Genomic DNA, 17,082 nt, shown 5'->3' on the forward strand with positions numbered 1-17,082 from the left:
GAGGACCCCGCATGTCGACCCCTACCCAGCTGCCGTTCGCGAGGCCGAACGTCCTGGACATCGCGCCGCTGTACGAGGTGCTGCGCCGCGAAGGCCCGATCGTCCCGGTGACGACCCCGGCGGGCGACCCGGCCTGGCTCGTCACCGCCTACGAGCAAGCGCGGGAAGTGTTCGCGGACAACCGGTTCGGCCGTTCCCACCCGCATCCCGAGGACGCCTCGACGGTCTCCGACGCCGCGGTGCTGAACGGGCCGCAGGGCGATTTCGAGACCGAGCAGCGGGAACACGCCCGGCTGCGCCGCCTGCTGGTCCCGGCGTTCTCGGCGAACCGGATGCGCCGGCTGGGCAGCCGGATCCAGGAACTCGCCGACCGGTGCCTCGACGGGATGGAAGCCGCGGGCTCGCCGGCGAACCTGCACGAGCATCTGTCGTTTCCCTTGCCGGTGCTGGTGATCTGCGAACTCCTCGGCGTCCCGTACGAGGACCGCGAGAAGTTCCGCGACCTCTCCGACCGCATCGGCGTGCTCGACAGCGGCGGCGACGCCGAGGTGGCGATGACCGAGTTCAGCGCCTACATGTCCGGCCTCGCCGACGCGAAACGCGCGAACCCGGGCCAGGACGTCGTGTCGGACCTGGTCGCCGCGCAGGCCGACGACCCGACGTTCACCGACGACGACCTCGGCAGGCTCTCCGCCGGACTGCTGTTCGCCGGCCACGAGACCACGTCGAACCGGATCGACCTCGGCGTGCTGTTCCTGCTCACCGACCTCGCCCGCCGCGACGCGCTGGCCGCCGATCCCGAAGCGCGCGTGCACGCCACCGTGGAGGAAATCCTGCGGATGTCCGCGCCGGGCGGGCTCGGGCTGCTCCGGTACGCGCACGAGGACGTGGAGATCGGCGGCGTCCGCATCCCGCGCGGCGACGCGGTGATGATCTCGACCGCCTCGGCAAACCGCGACCCGTCGGTCTTCGCGGACGCGCACGAGTTCGACGCGGACCGCAAACCCAACTCCCACATCGCTTTCGGTTATGGCGGCTACTTCTGCATCGGAGCCAGCCTCGCGCGCACGGAGCTGCGAGTGGTGTTCACGACGCTGTTCCGCCGCTTCCCGAACCTCCGGCTGGCCGTGCCCGCGGATGAGCTGGAGGTACGGGCCAACCGGTTGACGGGCGGGGTTTCGCAGGTGCCGGTGGAGTGGTGAGGGTCGTGCGTGGCGTTGCCGGTTAGAACCGGCATAGGCGCTCACGAGGACTCGATCGTGGCAGTCCCGGTGTTGACGAACGGATGCGTGGCACTCACGGTGATCGTCCCGGGAGTGCCGCGCATCGACCGGATCCACACCGCCGCCGCGCCGCCGAGTGCGCCGAAATCCAGGTAGGGGTCGCCGATCAGCACGCCGGGGCCCTTCACCGTGACGGCCAGCACCCCGCGCGCGTGCGGACGCGGCGCGCCGTAGCGGTCGAGCGAACGCAAAGCCACCCGGGTCGTATCCGCGCCGTCGGCGACGATCTCGCTGTCATCGGCGGTCACCGCGATCGTGTCGTACGCCGGGTCCGCGCTGAATCGCCTGCGCAGCACGGTTTGCCCGCCGATCCGGCCTTCGACGGTCAGCTCGGGGCGCGACCGCCCGTCCACCCGCAGATCCACCGCGAACGGCGGATACGCCAGGTGCGGGAACCGCGCGCGATCCGGCCGCACGGTGATGGGGCGCTTGCCCGCGACGGTCACCACCAGCACCTCGCAGTTCGACCAGATGATCGCGTCGCGGCCCGGCCCGCCCGGTGGGGAGCCGGGGCCGAAATCCCAGTAGAAAGCCGGTTCGATCACCGCGCCTCGGGACGGATCGCGCTGGGCGCGGTAGAACGCCGCGCCCAGTTTGGGGATGCGGAAGAAATCCATCACTCCGGGGTATTTCACGCCGCGATAGTGGTGGTACCAGCCCGACGGGTAGTCGAAACCGCACCAGCCGAGCAGGCCGCTGTAGCGTGGATCGGCCGCCGCGTGGTCGTGCACCCAGGCGTGCAGCATGCTCTGTTCCCGTTGCACCGCAAGGGAATCCGTCCGCCGGAAGTACGCCGAGCCGACGAGCGTGCCGATCGCTTCGCTGACCAGGTAAGGGACTCCGCGGCGCGGCGGGCGAAGCGGGGGAGGGGAACCTGGCGGATGCGGGCGGCTGTAGTCGTTGAACGAGAACACGCCGCCCGCCGCTCTCACCGGGTACAGCGGCGAAACGTAGCCGCGTTCGCCGGCGACGGCACCGGTGCACGGCCGCATCGGGTCGAGTTCCGCGGCGAGCTGGTCCGTTCTTCCGTACAGCGTGTATTGACCGAGCGTCTCGTTCACCCGGGTGCCCCACACGATGATCGACGGATGATTGCGGTCGCGCACGATCATGTCGTGCACGTCGCGCACCGCGAGTTCCTGCCAAGCGGTGTCGCCGACGTGATCCCAGCCCGGCAACTCCTCCCACACCAGGATGCCGAGTTCGTCGCAAGCGTCGAGAAACGCCGTGGCCTGCGGATAATGCGAGCAGCGCACCATCGTGCAGTTCAGCTCGTCCTTCAACAGCTGAGCGTCACGGCGCTGCACCCGATCCGGCATCGCGCCGCCGACGAACGGGTACCACTGGTGCCGGTTGCGCCCGAACAGCTTGTGCGGCTTCCCGTTCAGCCGGAAACCGTCCATGGTGAACTGAGCGTCGCGCAGCCCGGTGCGAACCGGGTACGTGTGCACTTTCCGGCCGTCGACCGCGAGCGTGACGAGGATGTCGCACAACGCCGGGTCGTCCAGATCCCACAGCTGCACCGCTTCCAGGCCTTGCAACGACACCGTGACCTCGGTGTTGCCCTTCGGCAGCCCAGTGAGATCGGTATACGAAGACGCGACCTCAGCGCCGTGCTGGCTGAGCGCGGCGGCGAGCCGGACCGGGCCTTTGACCGCCTTCGCCGAGTCCACCGTGCAGTGCAGCAGCACCTCGCGATTCGGCGTCAGCACGGCGATCTGCTGTGCGTACACATCGGACAGATAGGTCTGCGGCACGCCAGTCAGCCGGACTTCGCGGTACAGCCCGGCCGGCTGGTAGAAGTCGATGGCTGTCGGGTGCGGGAATTCCGGCAGATCCGGCGGCGTGTTCTGCTGCCAGCGGCCGTCGACGACCACCGCGAGCACGTTGTCCTTGTCGGTCAGCAGGCCGGTGACCTCGCAGCGCAGCGGCAGGTATCCGCCGCTGCGCTCGGCGACGCGGCGGCCGTTGAGGTACACCGTCGCGGCGCTGAGCACCCCGTCGAACTGCAGGAACGCCCGGTTGCGGCGCAGTTGCGCGGGCGCGAGGAAATGCTGCCGGTACACCCAGACCTGCTGCCAGTCCGACGGGTCCCAGTCCTGCCAGGACAGCGGGACGACGCAGTGCGGCACCGAAACCAGTGCCATCTCGCTGTCGTCGAAGTCCGGATCGGTGCTGCCGGGCACGAAAGGGCCGAAAAGCCAGTCCGCGCCGAACCCGTCCCGCGCCACCGGGGGCGCGGGACGGGAAAGCGCGGCGGCGAGCGCGCCCGAACCGGCGATCACCGCGCCGGCCCCCAGCAGGAAACCTCGCCGGGGGTGCGCGGATAACCAGGGGGCCCGCCCGGTTGGCTCGCCCGTCATCCCCGCCGGCGGGCAGGTCCGGGGCGGGGCGCGGACGAGCCCCCGGAAAGCGTCGCTGCCTGCATGGCGCGAGCTTACTTCCAGTGTTGTTCAGACGAGGTCAGCTGTTCAGCCTCGGTCAGTTGTTCAGCAGAGGTCGGCGAGCCGGTCGACCTGCTCGGGGTCGCCGCCCCAGCAGTACAGCATCACCTCGTCGGCGCCGAGATCCCGGTACGCGCGGATCGTGGCCCGGATGTCGGTGGCGGTGGTGAGCATTCCGCTGACCATCTGCTCCGCCATTCCGGTGAACTCGTAGTACGCGCTCATGGTCGCTCGGGCTTCGTCCACGAGGGATTCCGGGCCGAGCGCGACGTTCGCCTGCGCGACCAGCCGCGGCTCGCCCTTGCGGCCGAGTTCCTGCCAGTCGCGGCGCACGGTGTCGAAAAGCCCGCCCGCCCACGAGGGAGGAGCGGCGGCGAGCAGGCCGTCGCCCCAGCGGGCGACGCGGGCCAGCGCCTTGGGTTTGAACGCGCCGATCAGCAGCTCCGGACCGCCTTCGCGGGCCGGGGCGGGGCCGATCGGACCGGCTTCGGCGCTGTGCGGTTCGCCGGACCACAGCCGGCACAGGTCGGCGAGTTGCTGGTCGAAGCGGCGGCCGCGGTCGCGCAGCGGGGTGCCGGCGGCGTGGTGGTCGTCCTCCCGGCCGCCGACGCCGAGGCCGAGCGTGAACCGGCCGCCGCTCATCCGGTCGAGCGTGGCGGCCTGCTTGGCGAGCAGCGCCGTCTCGCGCAGCGGGGCGAGCAGGACCTCGGTCTGCAGCCGGACGCGGTTGGTCGCGCCGGCCAGCACGGCGAGCGCGGTCAGCGGTTCGGGATTGTGGTAGACGAGCCGGTCGAGCAGGCCGAGCGTGCTGAACGGGCCGGCGTCCGCGCGCCGCGCCCAGTCGAGCAGGGCGGCGGGGTCGCTGATGGGCAGGCCAATGCCGATGGACATCGGAGAACCTCCGGAAAGACGGGTCGACAGTTACCAGGGTTGCCGCCCGCTCCTGGACCTGGATGTCTTCAGGCTGGCCGGTCCGTTCTGCGGCGTGCTTCCGGGGACCGTTCCGTCGGAGTGCCCGCAGCCTATCCGGCGGCGCTCGCGCCGGGCAACGAGATTTCCAGCATGGCCAGCAGTTCGGTGAGTGCCGGGCCGAGCGGCAGGTCGGCCCGGACCGCCGCGTGCTCGTCGCCGCGGGTCTGGCCGCGGTTGACGATCACCACGGGTTTGCCGGACTTCGCGGCGCGCCGGACGAACCGCAGCCCGGACATGACCGTGAGCGAAGATCCCAGCACCAGCACGGCGGACGCTTCGTCGACCAGCCGGTAGCACCGCTCCACGCGGGCACGCGGCACATTCTCGCCGAAGAACACCACGTCCGGTTTCAGCACGCCGGAACAGCTCGTGCAGGGCACCGTGCGGAAGGTGCGGACGACGTCCTCGGCCAGCTCGACGTCGCCGTCCGGGTTGATTCGCGTTGCGGTGCCGCCGAAATCCGGATTGGCCGCACGCAGCCGGGCGTCGAGGTCCTCGCGCGCGGTGGTGCGGCGGCAATCGAGACAGACGACGCGGTCGAGGTTGCCGTGCAGTTCGACCACGCCGGGGGTGCCGGCCGCGCGGTGCAGGCCGTCGACGTTCTGCGTGATGACGCCGGAAAGCCAGCCGCCCGCCCGCAGCGCGGAAACGGCGTGGTGCCCGTCGTTCGGCGCCGCCCGCGCGATGGTGCGCCACCCGAGGTGGCTGCGTGCCCAGTAGCGCTGGCGACCCGCCTCGCTGGCGACGAATTCGCCGTACGTCATGGGCGTGTGCCTGCGGAGACTGCCGGTTTCGCCACGGTAGTCAGGAATGCCGGACTCGGTCGAGAGTCCCGCGCCGCTGAGCACGAGCACCCGCCGTCCGGAGACGACCTCGGCCACGTCGGCGACCGTGCCCGTGCGCGGAAGCGGTTCGCCGGGTCCGGCCCAGGTCAGCGTCGGTCGCGTGCGCACGCCGCCAGTCTAATCGCCACCCGCTCGGGGAAAGGGCGATTGGTTCTCCGCGCGGCTGGGTACCAAAGGCACCATGTGGTTCGCGCTGGCAACGCCCGTGGTCGTGATGGTCGCCGCCGTGCTGATGGAATCCGTGGAGCGATATTGCCTGCGGACTCCGGGCGGGGCGGTCCGGCGACCGGTCGAACGGGCGGCGCTGCGGGAAGCGTCGATGCCGGTCGTAGCCGTCGGGGCGGCTCGGCTCAAGCAGCGGACCGCCTGAACGCCCACAGGCCGGAGGGGCCGGTGTTCTTGGGAGGAACACCGACCCTCCAGCCGGTGGGCGAAGGCCCGCGCTCTCCCCGTCGGGGTGGGAGAGCGCGGGCCCCTTTCGTATCAGGGCGGACTCGGGCAGCACTCCGCCCCGTTGCCCTTCCCGGACAATACGGACACGTACGCTGCGGCGGGTGAACCTCGAATTGCTGTGGCTGATCGTCGCGCTGCTGATCCTGGGAATCGTGCTGAGCACAGGCTGGGGTTCGAGCACCAGATCGCTCGAGCGCCGGATGACCCGGCTGGAGCGCAAGCTCGACCTCGTGCTCGACCACCTGGGCGTTCGGAAGCCGACCGGCGATCTCGTCGCGGAACTGGAGCCGTTGCTGCGCGAAGGCAAGACGATCGCGGCGATCAAACGCTACCGGGAAGTCACCGGGGCCGGCCTGAAGGAAGCCAAGGACGCGGTGGACCGGATGAGCCACCGCGCCCGGTGACCTCCGCCAGGCCGGGAAAGCAGCCCTTCTCTACCGGGCGGCGTCCTTGGTGAGCTGCCGGTACCAGTCGTCGTACGGGTGGTTGGTCGCCGGGTAGTTGACCAGCGGATCGGTGGCGAGGCCCGCGTTGTCGAAGTCCCAGCCGCGGACCACGTGGCCGCTCTTGCGCGCAGCGACCAGAAAAGCCGATTCCTTCGCCGGGGCCCCGTAGAACAGCCCGTCCTGGAGTTCCGCCGGATCGCCTTGCTGGTATTCGTCGAACGCGACCTGCTGGTACTGCACCCGGCCGCCGGTGACGAGATCGGTGGAGTAGCGCAAAGTCTGCGCAGGCGTGGAACCGTCGGCGCCGGTGGTGACAGAGATTCGCCCCGCGTTTGCCTTGTCGTAACGAGGATCGGCCGTTTTCGCGTTGCCGGTCCAGGTCACCGTGTCGCCGGAAAGAGTGCCGCGCCACTGCCAGTTCTGGTTGCTCGTCTGGCTGCGGTGGATCTCGCGGAGCCCGGAGCCGGTGAACGCGACCGTCGGCAGCACGCCGTTGTCGTACTGATGGCTTGCCGACCAGGCGATTTCGCCGTCCGCGCCGAGCTGTCCGGTGTGGTACCAGAGCGTGCTGGCGCTCTGCGACTGGTGCACCTCGACGATCCGGCCGGAGTCGTCGAGGGCGATCGCGGGCGTCTGGCCGCTGTCGTAACGGCCGTGGCGCTGCCAGGCGACGCGTCCGTCGGCGCCTAGTTGCCCGGTCCAGTACCAGAGCGCGCCGCCGCCCGAGTCGTGCACCTCCACGACCTGGCCGCGGCTGTTGACCGCGACCGCCGGGTGGTATCCGACATCCCGGCGATACGCGGCGCGCGTGCCGCCGTCGCCCGACAGCAGCGGGAGAACCTTGCCGCGCAAGGAATCCGTGGTCGCGCCGGTGTGGTATGCGGCGGGGGAGAGCAGTCGCGGCCCGAACGCGGCACTCAGTTCGGCATTGACCGCGCCGAGGTTTCCGGCGGCGAACGAGTCGTTGTCGGTGAGGTCGTCCTTCAGGTCGAGCATGACGACGATCGGCGCGGCGTCCGGGTGCGCGGCGGACCAGGTGTTCACCACGGCGAGCCAGTCTCGGAGGCTGTCGGACGCCGGGTTGCCCGCGTGGTCGACGAGGTCGCCTGGCGAGCTGTGGCCGATGCCGTAGTCGTGGCGGGTGGCGTAACCGTTGTCGTGGACGTCGAATTCGATGAACCGGACGCCTTGGTCGAGCTGATAGGAGATGGCTCCCTTCGCACCGTCCACATTGCCGGAGTAGCTGTTGTGCGTGGCGGCGAAGATCGTGTCGGAGAAGGGCTGCGCGGCGCTCGCGGGTGCGACCCCGAGCGCGGTGACAGCCGCGGCAGTGAGCGCGATCGTGCGGAAACGGTGCATTCAGACCCCCAGGTCGGCTGGACAACCGGCGAAATACTGGCGATCTTGGCAGAGATTCATGGCATGTTCTCCTGATGCAGGAAAACGACGAGGAAACCTTCGCCGACCACGTGGCCGAGCTGCTGTCCGGTTTGCCCGGAGTCGAGGCGGTGGCGCTGGGCGGTTCGCGGGCGCGCGGGACGCATCGCCCGGACAGCGACTGGGATTGCGCGCTGTACTACCGCGGCGCGTTCGACCCGGACGACCTGCGCGCGCTCGGCCTGCCCGGCGAGGTGTCCGGCCTGGGCGAATGGGGCGGCGGCGTGTTCAACGGCGGCGCGTGGCTGACCGTGCTGGGGCGGCCGGTGGACGTGCACTACCGGGACCTGGACGTGGTCGAGCACGAACTCGCGGAGGCGGAGAAGGGCCGGGTCCGCTGGGAGCCGCTGGCGTTCCACCTGGCCGGGATCCCGACCTATCTGCTGGTCGCGGAACTGGCGCTGAACCGGGTTCTGCGCGGGGAGCTGCCGCGGCCGGAGTTTCCGGAACTGTTGCGGGAGAACGCCCCCAAGTTCTGGCGCGCTTCGGCGGCGCGGACGTTGGAGTACGCGAAGACGGCGTATGTGCAGCACGGCCGGGTAGTCGAAACTGCGGCTTCGGTGGGGGTGGCGGCGATGCAGGCCGGGCACGCGGTGCTGGCCGCGCGAGGGGAGTGGGTGACGAACGAGAAAACCTTGCTGGAACGGGCCGGGTTGCGCGGACTGGACGACGTGGTGGCGGGGATGGGACACGACCTGGCGGGCGCGTTCGCGACGGCTTGCGCGCTGCTCGGTCAGGCGGGCGGAGTCGCGTAGTCCGAAGAAAATCCCTGATGGCGCAACAGCTTCCGCACGCGCAGCCTCGCCGGGCGGCACGGATCCGTTTCATTCCGCCGGTTTCGGGTATATGACTTCGGCACGGCTGTGGCCGCCGCGCCGTGGCGGGTCGCGCGTGCTGAACGGAGGAACGCCCTATGCAGGAGTCCGAGCCGGTCGCGAAGGATCCGGACAAGGGATACGTAGCGCTGCTCGGCTGGTCGCTCAACGCGGTCGAAGCGCTCGACCGGTTCGACCGGCGCTACGTCGTGGTCGCCCCGGATTGGGCGGAGAAGTACTGCGTCGAGCACGACATCCCGTACGTGTCGTGGAATTTCGAGCGGCTCAACGACCGGTCGATGGAGATCGCCGAGATCCTGCACGAGGAGGGCGTCGACGTCGCCATCCCGCTGTTCGAGGAGACCGTCGAATGGGCCGGGGCGATCAACTCCGTGCTGATGGACAACCCGCGCCTGTTCGGGCAGGCCATGCTGCTGCGGGACAAGGCGCTGATGAAGCGGCGCGCGCAGCTCGGCGGCATCCGGGTGGGGATCTTCGAGGAGGCGCACGCCCGCGACGACGTGGTCCGGTTCCTCAAGCGGGTCAACCAGACGCTGCTCAAGCTCGACGGCGACCCGAACGACCCCATCCATCTCAAGGCGTTCGACAAGGCGGGCTGCCTCGGGCACCGCGTCATCCGCACCCCGGACGAGATCGACTCGATCCCGGACGAGGAGTTCCCGGTCCTGATGGAGTCGCATCTCGACGGCTGGGAATTCGCCGTCGAGGCGTGGATCCACAACGGCAAGGTCAAGTTCCTGAACATCTCGGAGTACGTCACGCTCGGGTACTCGGTGTTCGTCCCGGCGACCCCGGAGCTGGAGAGATACCGGCCGCAGATCACCGCCCAGATCGAGAAGCTCGTCAAGACCTTCGACATCGAGTTCGGCTTCGTGCACCCGGAGTACTTCGTCACCAGCGACGGCGAGATGTACTTCGGCGAGGTCGCCTACCGGCCGCCGGGCTTCAAGGTCTTCGAACTGCTCGAACGGGCCTACGGGTTCAACGCCTACCAGGCGCTGGTCCTGTCCTTCGACCCGAAGACGACCGAGGAGGAGATCGACGCCTTCTTCCCGCGGGAGGTGGTCGACGCGACCGGCGTCGCCGGCTGCTTCGGCGTCTACCCGCGCCGCCGCGTGGTCAGCGAGCTGCGGATCCCGCAGCAGACCGAGGACGACGACTACTACGAGTCGCACGACCTGACGGCGCCGCTGGAAGAGACCGTTACGAAGAGGACCGCGTTCGGCACGCACTGGGGTCTGCTGTACTTCTTCGGAGACGACGCGTACCGGATGCGCGACCTGCTGAAGGAACAGGAAGAACTGGACTTCTACGTCTGACCCAGGACGAGTCCGCCACCCCGACCGAAGGACGCACTTGGAGCCGAACGCCGACGTCACCGGCGCGACCACGACGCTGGCCAAACGCGTGGCCTCGCTAGACGATGCCGTCCGGGCCATGGCCGAGGCCCGCGACTTCGGCAAGCACACGAAGCTGCGGCGGGTGCTGGAGGCGCTGCGGCGGGTGCTGCTCCAGCCGGACGGCGCCGCCGCGGTCCGGGCCCGGGCGCGGGCGCTGGAGGAGGCCGGGGTCTTCCAGGACACCGACTGGGACACCCCGGAGATCCTCATCCCCGCGCTGGTCGGCCCCGGCCTGCACAGCGGGAACTCCGACACCGTGGTCATCGAGGCGACCAGCGAGCTGCGGATGCTCGCGGTCGCGTGCGGCGACTACGAGCATCCGACCCTGTCGGCCGAGGACGCGCGCGTCTTCCTGTCGCAGGTGCTCGGGGCGAACCTGGAGCTGCTGTTCACCCCGCCCAGCGAGGCCGAGCGGACGAGGCAGGGCCGGACCGCGCAGCTGATCCGGGACCTGCTGCGGTATCTCGCCGACCAGATCGGCTACGACAGCATCCTGGACAGGGTGGTCGAGGAGATCTGGCGGATCCTGCGCCAGCGCCCGATCCAGGTCGACCAGGTCAAATCGCTGATCACCCGGATCTCGATCTACCGCGGCGACCCGGACGTCGACCTGGGCGGTTCGTCGGTGCAGGGGCTCGACCGGCTCATCACCAGCCTGTTCGGGACCACCGAGGCCTGCCGGGAGGACCCGGGCGTCGAGGTCTTCCGGTCCCGGCTCGAGGCGATGGACGCGGCGGCCCTGCAGTACGAGGCGGCCGGGTTCGCCCGGGCCATGCACGACACCGGCCTGGTGTCGCCGTACCACGCCGAGCTGCTGCGGTACCTGGCGCACGAAAGCGACTACCTTCTCGGCGAGGCGCTCGGCCTGTCCGACGTGGGCCGCAACTGCCTGCTGCGCTACCACGACCTGGTCCACCGGCTGGTCGAAGAAGCCGTGCACACGCAGACCGCGCAGTGCGTCTACGGGCTCGCGCTGCTGCTCGACCGCGGCATCCTCTACGAACCGCCGGTCGTGCCCGCGCTGTGGCGGCAGCTGGCGCTCGAGCTGTCCACCGCCGCGCGGGAGCGGCTGACGCTCGTGTTCGGCGACCAGCCGAGGCCCGAAGCGCGGCTGCTCGCGGGCGTGCTGTCGATGCTGGGCCAGCCCCTCGGCGTCGGGCAGGGCGACAACCCGACCTGCCAGTCGGCGCGGGCGCTGTCGATGTGGGCCTACAACGACCCGGACTACCTGCTGCAGGTCGTGGTCTGGGCGGCGCGCGACGACGAGGTCGTCATGCACTTCGAAGGACAGCCGGTCTCGTCGCGGGAAAGCGGGGCCGGGCTGTCCGCGGAACTGCCCGCCGACCTGGACCCGGTGTCGTCGCTCGTCGTGCCGCACCTGGACCGGATCTACGCCGAGATGGGCCGCCGCTGCGCCGACCGTCCCGGAGACCCGCACCGCTGGGTCAACCCCGAGTTCCACGGCTGGTGGGCGTCGCGGGGGTTCCGGATCAACGTCGACGTCGCCACCGGCAAACTCGTCGACCTCGACGATTTCCTGCGCCAGTTCCACGCGAGCTACCACCCGACCTACAACGGCGAACAGCCGCTGATCCACCCGCAGCCGGCCGGGGTCGCGGTCACCGACAGCGCGGCCCGCTACGTCGGCTGGCACGCCATCACGATCCTGCGCACAGCCCCGGATCCCGAGGACGTCATGCGGGTGTACTTCTACAACCCGAACAACGACAGCGGCCAGGACTGGGGCGACGGCGTCGTGGTCTCGACGGCGGGCAACGGAGAGCGGTTCGGCGAGGCGTCGCTGCCGTTCGACCAGTTCGCGTCCCGGCTGTACATCTTCCATGTCGACCCTCGCGAGCATGGAGAGCCGGAGAAGGTGCCCGCCGAGGATGTCGCGCGGATCATCGGTTACCTCGAACGGAGCTGGGGAGCGGATCGGTTGCCTGCCGGGACTCTGCAAGCGGCGCCTCCGCAGAGCTGACTCGCTGTGTCCACAATGGACTTGTGAAGCTCCGGCTCCGGTTTTTGTCGGTGGTGCCTGTCATCATGGCCTTAGTCGATCTTGGAGGCGTGATGACGGATTTACTGACCGAGTTGGCCTGGCTGGAGAGTTACAGGCCGCTGCACGACATCTTCTGCGTTTCGTTCGTGCACGGGCTTGATCCGCCCGAGGTGGTGCGGCGGTTCGGCGCCGCCGACGGCGAGCAGATGTCGTTCGAGCAGCTGAACGGCCTGGTCGCGGAGTACGTCGAGCAGACTCAAGGCGGGAACGGCGGCGGGTACGTCGGTGTGGTGCAGTCCGGCGGGTGGAGCGTGGCGGTCGAACCGTGGGGATGGCAGGGGAACTTGCCGGAAGTCGTTGCCGGGCTGTCGAAATCGAGCGAGGTCGTATCGGTCAACCGGCATGATTACGCCGAGGCGCGCTTCGTTTACGCGGTCGACGGCGCGGTGGTCACGGGCTTCGCGCCGCGGCTGCCGAGCCTGCGGTACGGGAGCGAACCGGAGCGGTTGACGCCTTTGCTCCGCGCGGCCGGGTTGGACCCGGAGGGGGACGAACGGCCGCCCAACCCGATCGCGGCGGCGTTCGCGGTGGCGGCCGAGGTGACTGGGGTGGTGTTCACGTCGGAGATGCTGGAGGAATCGTTGCTGGTGGGGGATATCCGGACCTAGCCGGTGCCTCGGCCGGTTTGCGCGGACGATTCCTGGGGTGATTCGGACGGCGTGTTCTGGAGACGTGGCGGCCTTGTTCGCGGTCGCTGAGCCGGTTGGCTTGTCGCCGCTGTGCGCCTGCTGAGACTTCTTTGGGAAGTCCGCCTGGTGGTGGGGCTTGCGGTGTGAGCGCGGGTTTCGTCAGGCGGGAGTTCCGTGCGCGGCGAGAACTGGGACGCGTTTCGGGCCAGCCGGGTCGATGACTGGTTGGTTCGCGGTGCATCCGTGCTGGAGCCTTGTCGAGGAAGTCCGAGCCGGAAGTGCCCGGGTGGTCGATCGGCTCGGGCGCGCACGGTCGTCCAGGGACGCGTTTCGGACCGGCCGGGTCGATGACTGGTTGGTTCGCGGTGCATCCGTGCTGGAGCCTTGTCGAGGAAGTCCGAACCGGAGGCGCCCGGGTGGTCGGATCGGCTCGGACGCGCACGGTTGTCCCGCGGCGACTCGCTGGGCCGAGTTGGCTGGTCTCTGTGTGAGTCCGGCCTGGAGGGCGGCGTGTTCCGAGCTGACCGGGGTGGTGACTGGTTGGTTCGCGATGCGCAGCTGCGAGACCCCGCCGAGAAATCCGTCTGGTCATGCCGCAGAGGGCGAACGCGGTTCTGTCCGACAGCAGTTCAGCTCTGTAGTGAGAATGGAGGTGCTTTCCGGGCCAGTCGGGTCGACGGCGTGTGGTTCCGGTGTGCGCTTGCCGGGACCTGGTCGAGGAGATCCGCCCGGTCTTGCGGCTTACAGCGTGAATTCGGTTCCGTCCGGCGGCAATTCCGCTCCCGCGGCGAGAACTGCGGCGTGCTCCGGACCGGCCGGGTCGACGACTGGGTTCGTGTTGTTCAGGTGGGTGTAAGCCCACCTCGTGGAACCCGGGCGGTTCGCGATCAGCGGCAGTGTCGTGGTGATCGGCACGTGGCCCATCGCGTGCTGGGCGGCTGGGTTGGCATGGTCAGTCGCGGTCGTGAATTCGGTGCTGCGGTAGAAGGTGCCGTCGAGCAGGACGAGGCTCGCGTCGTCGGTGAACGCGTCGAAGCCGGGCGGCCAGGTGCGCAGGCAAGGGGCGTAGACGAGCGTGCCGCCGGTCGTCGGGTCGTGGATGCGGTAGGCGACGACCCACGGGCCGGGGTGGGTGGAAGCGCGGGCGTATTTCGGTTGTTTGTCGCTGATCGGGAGGGAGGTGATCTGCAAGCCGTCGATGGTGGTTTCGGTGGCGGGCAGCCAGTTCCAGCTGTGGTACTCGCCGATGATGGTGCGCGCCGGGAAATGGTCGGTCAGTGCGTGCAGCGCGGCGGCGGGAGCGTGGACGGTCAGGTCGGTTGCCTCGCGGAGCATCAGCAGGCCGAGGGTGTGGTCTAGTTCTGCGTCGGTCAGCAGGACCGTGCGCAGCGGTGTCTCGCGCGGGCCTGGTCCGGCACGGAGAGCTGGCGTAGTCAGGATTTGGGCGCGGACGTCCGGCGAGGCGTTGAGCAGGTGCCAGGTGCGGCCGTCCGTGCTGAACGCGACGCTGTCCTGCGTACGCGGGGGAGAATCGGAGGTGCATTGGGCGCAGGCGCAGTTCCATTGTGGACACCCACCGCCGGCTGCGGTGCCTAGGAGGATGACTTTCACCGGGCTGGACCACGCATGACCAGGTCCGAAGTGGACGGTTCAGTAAGGATCAGGTGGACTGTGCCGCGGTTCGGGGAGCGGGAGCAGACGGGATCGGTGTTGGCCGCGTCGCCGGTGAGTTGGAACGCTTGGCAGCGGCAGCCGCCGAAGTCGGTGGTGCGGCGGTCGCAGGTGCGGCACGGGTCGCTCATCCACTCCTCGCCGCGGTAGGCGTTGAAGGACTCCGAGCGGTACCAGATGTCGGCCAACGCGGTGTCTCGGACGTTGTCGAGAGTTAGCGTGGTGATCGCGCTCGCGGCGGGGCAGGGCAGCACGGTGCCGTCGGGGGCGATCGTCAGTTGTCGCGCGCCCCAGCCGTGCATGCACGGTTTCGGGAACGGCTCGTAGTAGTCGGCGACGACGTAGATGATCTCCATCGTGCCGCGGAGGCGCTCGACAGCTGAGCGGACGACGGGTTCGGCGGCAGCGAGCTGCGTGCGGGTGGGCATCAGCGCGGCGCGGTTGCGCAAGGCCCAGCCGTAGTACTGGGTGTTCGCCAGTTCGAGGCGGTCCGCGCCCATCGACTCGGCGAGGGCGATGATCTCGGCTAGCTGGTCGTGGTTTTGCCGGTGCAGTACCACGTTGACGGTCAGCGGCAACCCTGCCGCTTTCACCAGCTCGGCGGCGGCCAGCTTGCGGTCGAACGCTTTCGCTCCGGCGAGCAGGTTCGCGCGCTCTGGGGTCGCGGCTTGCGCGGACAGTTGGACGTGGGCGAGGCCTCGCTCCACCAGATCGTTCAGCCGTGGCTCGGTCAGGCCGAGGCCGGAGGTGACAAGGTTGACGTAGCAGCCGAGGCCGCTCGCATGGGTGACCAGCTGCGGAAGATCCGGGCGCGCCAGCGGTTCCCCGCCGGAGAGATGGACCTGCAGCACACCCAGTTCACGGGCCTGGGAAAACGCGTCCGTCCAGTCCTCAGCGGACATTTCCGCGGCACGGGTCACGAGTTCCAGGGGATTCGAGCAGTACGAGCAGTGCAAGGGGCATCGGTGCGTCAGCTCGGCGAGCAGCCCTAGCGGTGCGGTCACGTCCATTCGATCACCCGCCGTTGTCCGAACCGGGTCAGCACGGCCAGGACGTCGCTCTCCTGGACGCCTTGGTATCGACTGCTCAACAGAGTGACGATGCCGGAGACCGACGTGGTGCCGTCGCAAAGTTCCAGGACCGCGGTGGCGGTGGAGTTCGGCACGAGCACGCCTTCCGGGAACAACAGCACGTGCACGCCGCGCACGTGATCGAACGTCAGACGCACGCCGAGGCGCAGTTTCGGCACCGACGCGGTGGTGATGGTGTCCATCGGCTCACTCCTTGGCCGCGGCGCGTTCGATGGCGTCGAGCATCGACCACAGGACGTCGCACTTGAACGACAACGCGGCAACCGCTTTCTCTTGCTGTTCGCGGGTGGCGCAGTGCTGCACGACAATGTCCAAAGTGTCCTTGCCCTCGCCGGAGACCTTGTCGATCCGGTTCGTGAAATACGCCAGATCGGCCCGGGAGATCCACGAATAGTTCGCCAGGACGTCGGCCACGCGCTGCTGCATCAGGTGCCCGGCGAACATCTCGGTCAGACCGGAGGCGACGGCTTCGACCCAGGGTTTGGTGCGCGCGAAGGTGACATAGGCGTCGACGGCGAACCGGACGCCCGGAGCGACGTGCCGTTCATCGAGAACCTCGGCGCGGCCGAGGCCGACTGCGGCGCACAACCGCAGCCATCGTTCGGCTCCGCCCTCGCCTTCGACAGCGCCGTCGTGGTAAACGATCCGGTCGAGCCAGATCCGGCGGATTCCCGGGACGGGGCAATTGCTGATGATGGCCGCGTCTTTCTGCGGCAGCTGGCATTGGTAGTACCAGCGATTCGCGGCCCACAATTTCAGTTCGTGCTGGGTCAGTTCGCCGGCGTGCATCCGCTGGTGGAACGGGTGGCTGCCCCAGTAGCGATGGGCGAGGCCGCGCAGGGCACCGGTGAATTCCGCCGGGGTCATCGGGTGCACAGTGGACATTCGCGTACTCCGGGATTCACTGAGCGGTACGGTTTTCCGGAAGGACGGGACCGCGAGCGAATCGGCCCCGTCCGGCGGGTCACTCCTCCCGGCGGGCCGCGTACGCGGTGACCTCCATCGGGGTTTCGTACTCGACGAAGTCGGGCGCGGTCCACATTTCGGCGGTTTCAGGCATGAGGAAACTCGCTTTCCTTCGGTGGTGCACCGGTGAGCGGGGCAGGCGTCCCGCCGCGAACGCCGTCACCCTAAAAGCGCAAGGCGGCCGGTCGCCAGGGGCGCGGGCCGATTTCCCGCCGGCTTTGTAAATATTCCTTCCGATGGCGCAGCGAGCGGTCACTCTGGGGCGTCGCGGTCCCTTGTCCGCCCGACAGATTCCCCGCGCGCACGCGAAACCTCCTGAGGTCGCTTGACATCCGACCCGCGGGCAACCGAATAATAGGGTTCAAGCGCGGTTGACAACGTTGTCAGTGAGAGGCTTCGGGAGCGACGTGACCCAGGTGAATCGCAGGCGTTTCCTGTCCGGCGGCGTTGCCGTCGCGGGCAGTGGTGTGCTCGGTGCGTTCGGACTGACCGGTACCGCCGGGGCAGCCCCGGCGGTACCGGTCAGTCCGAACGCACCGAGCACACC

The 17,082-nt window shown here is 69.1% G+C and carries 16 protein-coding genes; 7 read left to right on the forward strand and 9 right to left on the reverse strand.

Going from position 1 to position 17,082, the window contains the following annotated elements; all coding sequences use genetic code 11:
• Positions 1-11: 11 nt before the first annotated feature.
• Positions 12-1,202: a cytochrome P450 gene (locus tag D0D37_RS32085; protein WP_116204345.1), complete on the forward strand. Its 1,191-nt coding sequence runs from the start codon at positions 12-14 to the stop codon at positions 1,200-1,202.
• A 41-nt stretch (positions 1,203-1,243) separates the two neighbouring features.
• Here D0D37_RS32085 and D0D37_RS32090 read toward each other — a convergent pair whose 3' ends face one another.
• From D0D37_RS32090 to D0D37_RS32100, 3 genes are all read right to left on the reverse strand, one after another.
• A complete protein-coding gene (locus D0D37_RS32090) occupies positions 1,244-3,568 on the reverse strand; it encodes a glycoside hydrolase family 2 protein (RefSeq protein WP_244223748.1) in 2,325 nt (774 codons plus the stop codon).
• 204 nt (positions 3,569-3,772) lie between these two features.
• Complete coding sequence (locus D0D37_RS32095) at positions 3,773-4,618, reverse strand: LLM class flavin-dependent oxidoreductase (protein WP_116204347.1); 846 nt, start codon at positions 4,616-4,618, stop codon at positions 3,773-3,775.
• 131 nt (positions 4,619-4,749) lie between these two features.
• Complete coding sequence (locus D0D37_RS32100; RefSeq protein WP_116204348.1) at positions 4,750-5,652, reverse strand: NAD-dependent protein deacetylase; 903 nt, start codon at positions 5,650-5,652, stop codon at positions 4,750-4,752.
• 73 nt (positions 5,653-5,725) lie between these two features.
• On the opposite strand from D0D37_RS32100, the gene D0D37_RS32105 reads away from it, so the two are divergent.
• Together D0D37_RS32105 and D0D37_RS32110 are read left to right on the forward strand one after the other, a co-directional pair.
• On the forward strand, positions 5,726-5,914 hold the full coding sequence (locus tag D0D37_RS32105; protein ID WP_116204349.1) for a hypothetical protein: 189 nt from the start codon (positions 5,726-5,728) through the stop codon (positions 5,912-5,914).
• 184 nt (positions 5,915-6,098) lie between these two features.
• Positions 6,099-6,401 (forward strand): ribosomal protein L7/L12, encoded by a 303-nt coding sequence (locus D0D37_RS32110; protein WP_208720248.1) that lies wholly within the window; start codon positions 6,099-6,101, stop codon positions 6,399-6,401.
• A 30-nt stretch (positions 6,402-6,431) separates the two neighbouring features.
• Here the strand turns inward: D0D37_RS32110 and D0D37_RS32115 are convergent, their stop codons facing one another.
• Complete coding sequence (locus D0D37_RS32115; protein ID WP_116204350.1) at positions 6,432-7,802, reverse strand: PI-PLC domain-containing protein; 1,371 nt, start codon at positions 7,800-7,802, stop codon at positions 6,432-6,434.
• Between the two features lie 74 nt (positions 7,803-7,876).
• On the opposite strand from D0D37_RS32115, the gene D0D37_RS32120 reads away from it, so the two are divergent.
• The 4 genes from D0D37_RS32120 (at position 7,877) to D0D37_RS32135 (ending at position 12,786) form a co-directional block, all read left to right on the forward strand.
• Positions 7,877-8,635: a nucleotidyltransferase domain-containing protein gene (locus tag D0D37_RS32120; RefSeq protein ID WP_116204351.1), complete on the forward strand. Its 759-nt coding sequence runs from the start codon at positions 7,877-7,879 to the stop codon at positions 8,633-8,635.
• Between the two features lie 158 nt (positions 8,636-8,793).
• Positions 8,794-10,035 (forward strand): ATP-grasp domain-containing protein, encoded by a 1,242-nt coding sequence (locus D0D37_RS32125; RefSeq protein ID WP_116204352.1) that lies wholly within the window; start codon positions 8,794-8,796, stop codon positions 10,033-10,035.
• Positions 10,036-10,072: 37 nt separating this feature from the next.
• On the forward strand, positions 10,073-12,097 hold the full coding sequence (locus tag D0D37_RS32130; protein ID WP_116204353.1) for a hypothetical protein: 2,025 nt from the start codon (positions 10,073-10,075) through the stop codon (positions 12,095-12,097).
• Positions 12,098-12,189: 92 nt separating this feature from the next.
• On the forward strand, positions 12,190-12,786 hold the full coding sequence (locus tag D0D37_RS32135; protein ID WP_162834571.1) for a DUF6461 domain-containing protein: 597 nt from the start codon (positions 12,190-12,192) through the stop codon (positions 12,784-12,786).
• A gap of 762 nt (positions 12,787-13,548) precedes the next feature.
• Here the strand turns inward: D0D37_RS32135 and pqqB are convergent.
• The 5 genes from pqqB to pqqA form a co-directional block, all read right to left on the reverse strand.
• Positions 13,549-14,418, reverse strand: a complete 870-nt coding sequence (pqqB, locus tag D0D37_RS32140; protein ID WP_116204355.1) for a pyrroloquinoline quinone biosynthesis protein PqqB — start codon at positions 14,416-14,418, stop codon at positions 13,549-13,551.
• Complete coding sequence (gene pqqE / locus D0D37_RS32145) at positions 14,415-15,488, reverse strand: pyrroloquinoline quinone biosynthesis protein PqqE (protein ID WP_116204356.1); 1,074 nt, start codon at positions 15,486-15,488, stop codon at positions 14,415-14,417. Before pqqE ends, pqqB begins: the two co-directional genes overlap by 4 nt.
• Positions 15,479-15,751: a pyrroloquinoline quinone biosynthesis peptide chaperone PqqD gene (gene pqqD / locus D0D37_RS32150; protein ID WP_116204357.1), complete on the reverse strand. Its 273-nt coding sequence runs from the start codon at positions 15,749-15,751 to the stop codon at positions 15,479-15,481. The genes pqqE and pqqD overlap by 10 nt, the downstream gene beginning before the upstream one ends.
• 4 nt (positions 15,752-15,755) lie before the next feature.
• Positions 15,756-16,454, reverse strand: a complete 699-nt coding sequence (pqqC, locus tag D0D37_RS32155; protein ID WP_116204358.1) for a pyrroloquinoline-quinone synthase PqqC — start codon at positions 16,452-16,454, stop codon at positions 15,756-15,758.
• Positions 16,455-16,533: 79 nt separating this feature from the next.
• Positions 16,534-16,629, reverse strand: coding sequence for a pyrroloquinoline quinone precursor peptide PqqA (gene pqqA, locus D0D37_RS32160; protein WP_116204359.1), 96 nt, complete (start codon positions 16,627-16,629; stop codon positions 16,534-16,536).
• Between the last annotated feature and the right edge of the window lie 453 nt (positions 16,630-17,082).

This window comes from Amycolatopsis circi, assembly GCF_003385235.1.
Taxonomy (GTDB): Bacteria; Actinomycetota; Actinomycetes; order Mycobacteriales; family Pseudonocardiaceae; genus Amycolatopsis; species Amycolatopsis circi.

What these genes read in the sequence shown, in the direction of transcription:
- pqqA (WP_116204359.1), bottom strand. Translation starts at nt 16,629, where the DNA reads ATGCCTGAAACCGCCGAAATGTGGACCGCGCCCGACTTCGTCGAGTAC.
- D0D37_RS32105 (WP_116204349.1), top strand. Translation starts at nt 5,726, where the DNA reads ATGTGGTTCGCGCTGGCAACGCCCGTGGTCGTGATGGTCGCCGCCGTG.
- pqqE (WP_116204356.1), bottom strand. Translation starts at nt 15,488, where the DNA reads ATGGACGTGACCGCACCGCTAGGGCTGCTCGCCGAGCTGACGCACCGA.
- D0D37_RS32095 (WP_116204347.1), bottom strand. Translation starts at nt 4,618, where the DNA reads ATGTCCATCGGCATTGGCCTGCCCATCAGCGACCCCGCCGCCCTGCTC.
- D0D37_RS32115 (WP_116204350.1), bottom strand. Translation starts at nt 7,802, where the DNA reads ATGCACCGTTTCCGCACGATCGCGCTCACTGCCGCGGCTGTCACCGCG.
- D0D37_RS32125 (WP_116204352.1), top strand. Translation starts at nt 8,794, where the DNA reads ATGCAGGAGTCCGAGCCGGTCGCGAAGGATCCGGACAAGGGATACGTA.
- D0D37_RS32135 (WP_162834571.1), top strand. Translation starts at nt 12,190, where the DNA reads ATGACGGATTTACTGACCGAGTTGGCCTGGCTGGAGAGTTACAGGCCG.
- D0D37_RS32085 (WP_116204345.1), top strand. Translation starts at nt 12, where the DNA reads ATGTCGACCCCTACCCAGCTGCCGTTCGCGAGGCCGAACGTCCTGGAC.
- pqqD (WP_116204357.1), bottom strand. Translation starts at nt 15,751, where the DNA reads ATGGACACCATCACCACCGCGTCGGTGCCGAAACTGCGCCTCGGCGTG.
- D0D37_RS32120 (WP_116204351.1), top strand. Translation starts at nt 7,877, where the DNA reads ATGCAGGAAAACGACGAGGAAACCTTCGCCGACCACGTGGCCGAGCTG.
- pqqC (WP_116204358.1), bottom strand. Translation starts at nt 16,454, where the DNA reads ATGTCCACTGTGCACCCGATGACCCCGGCGGAATTCACCGGTGCCCTG.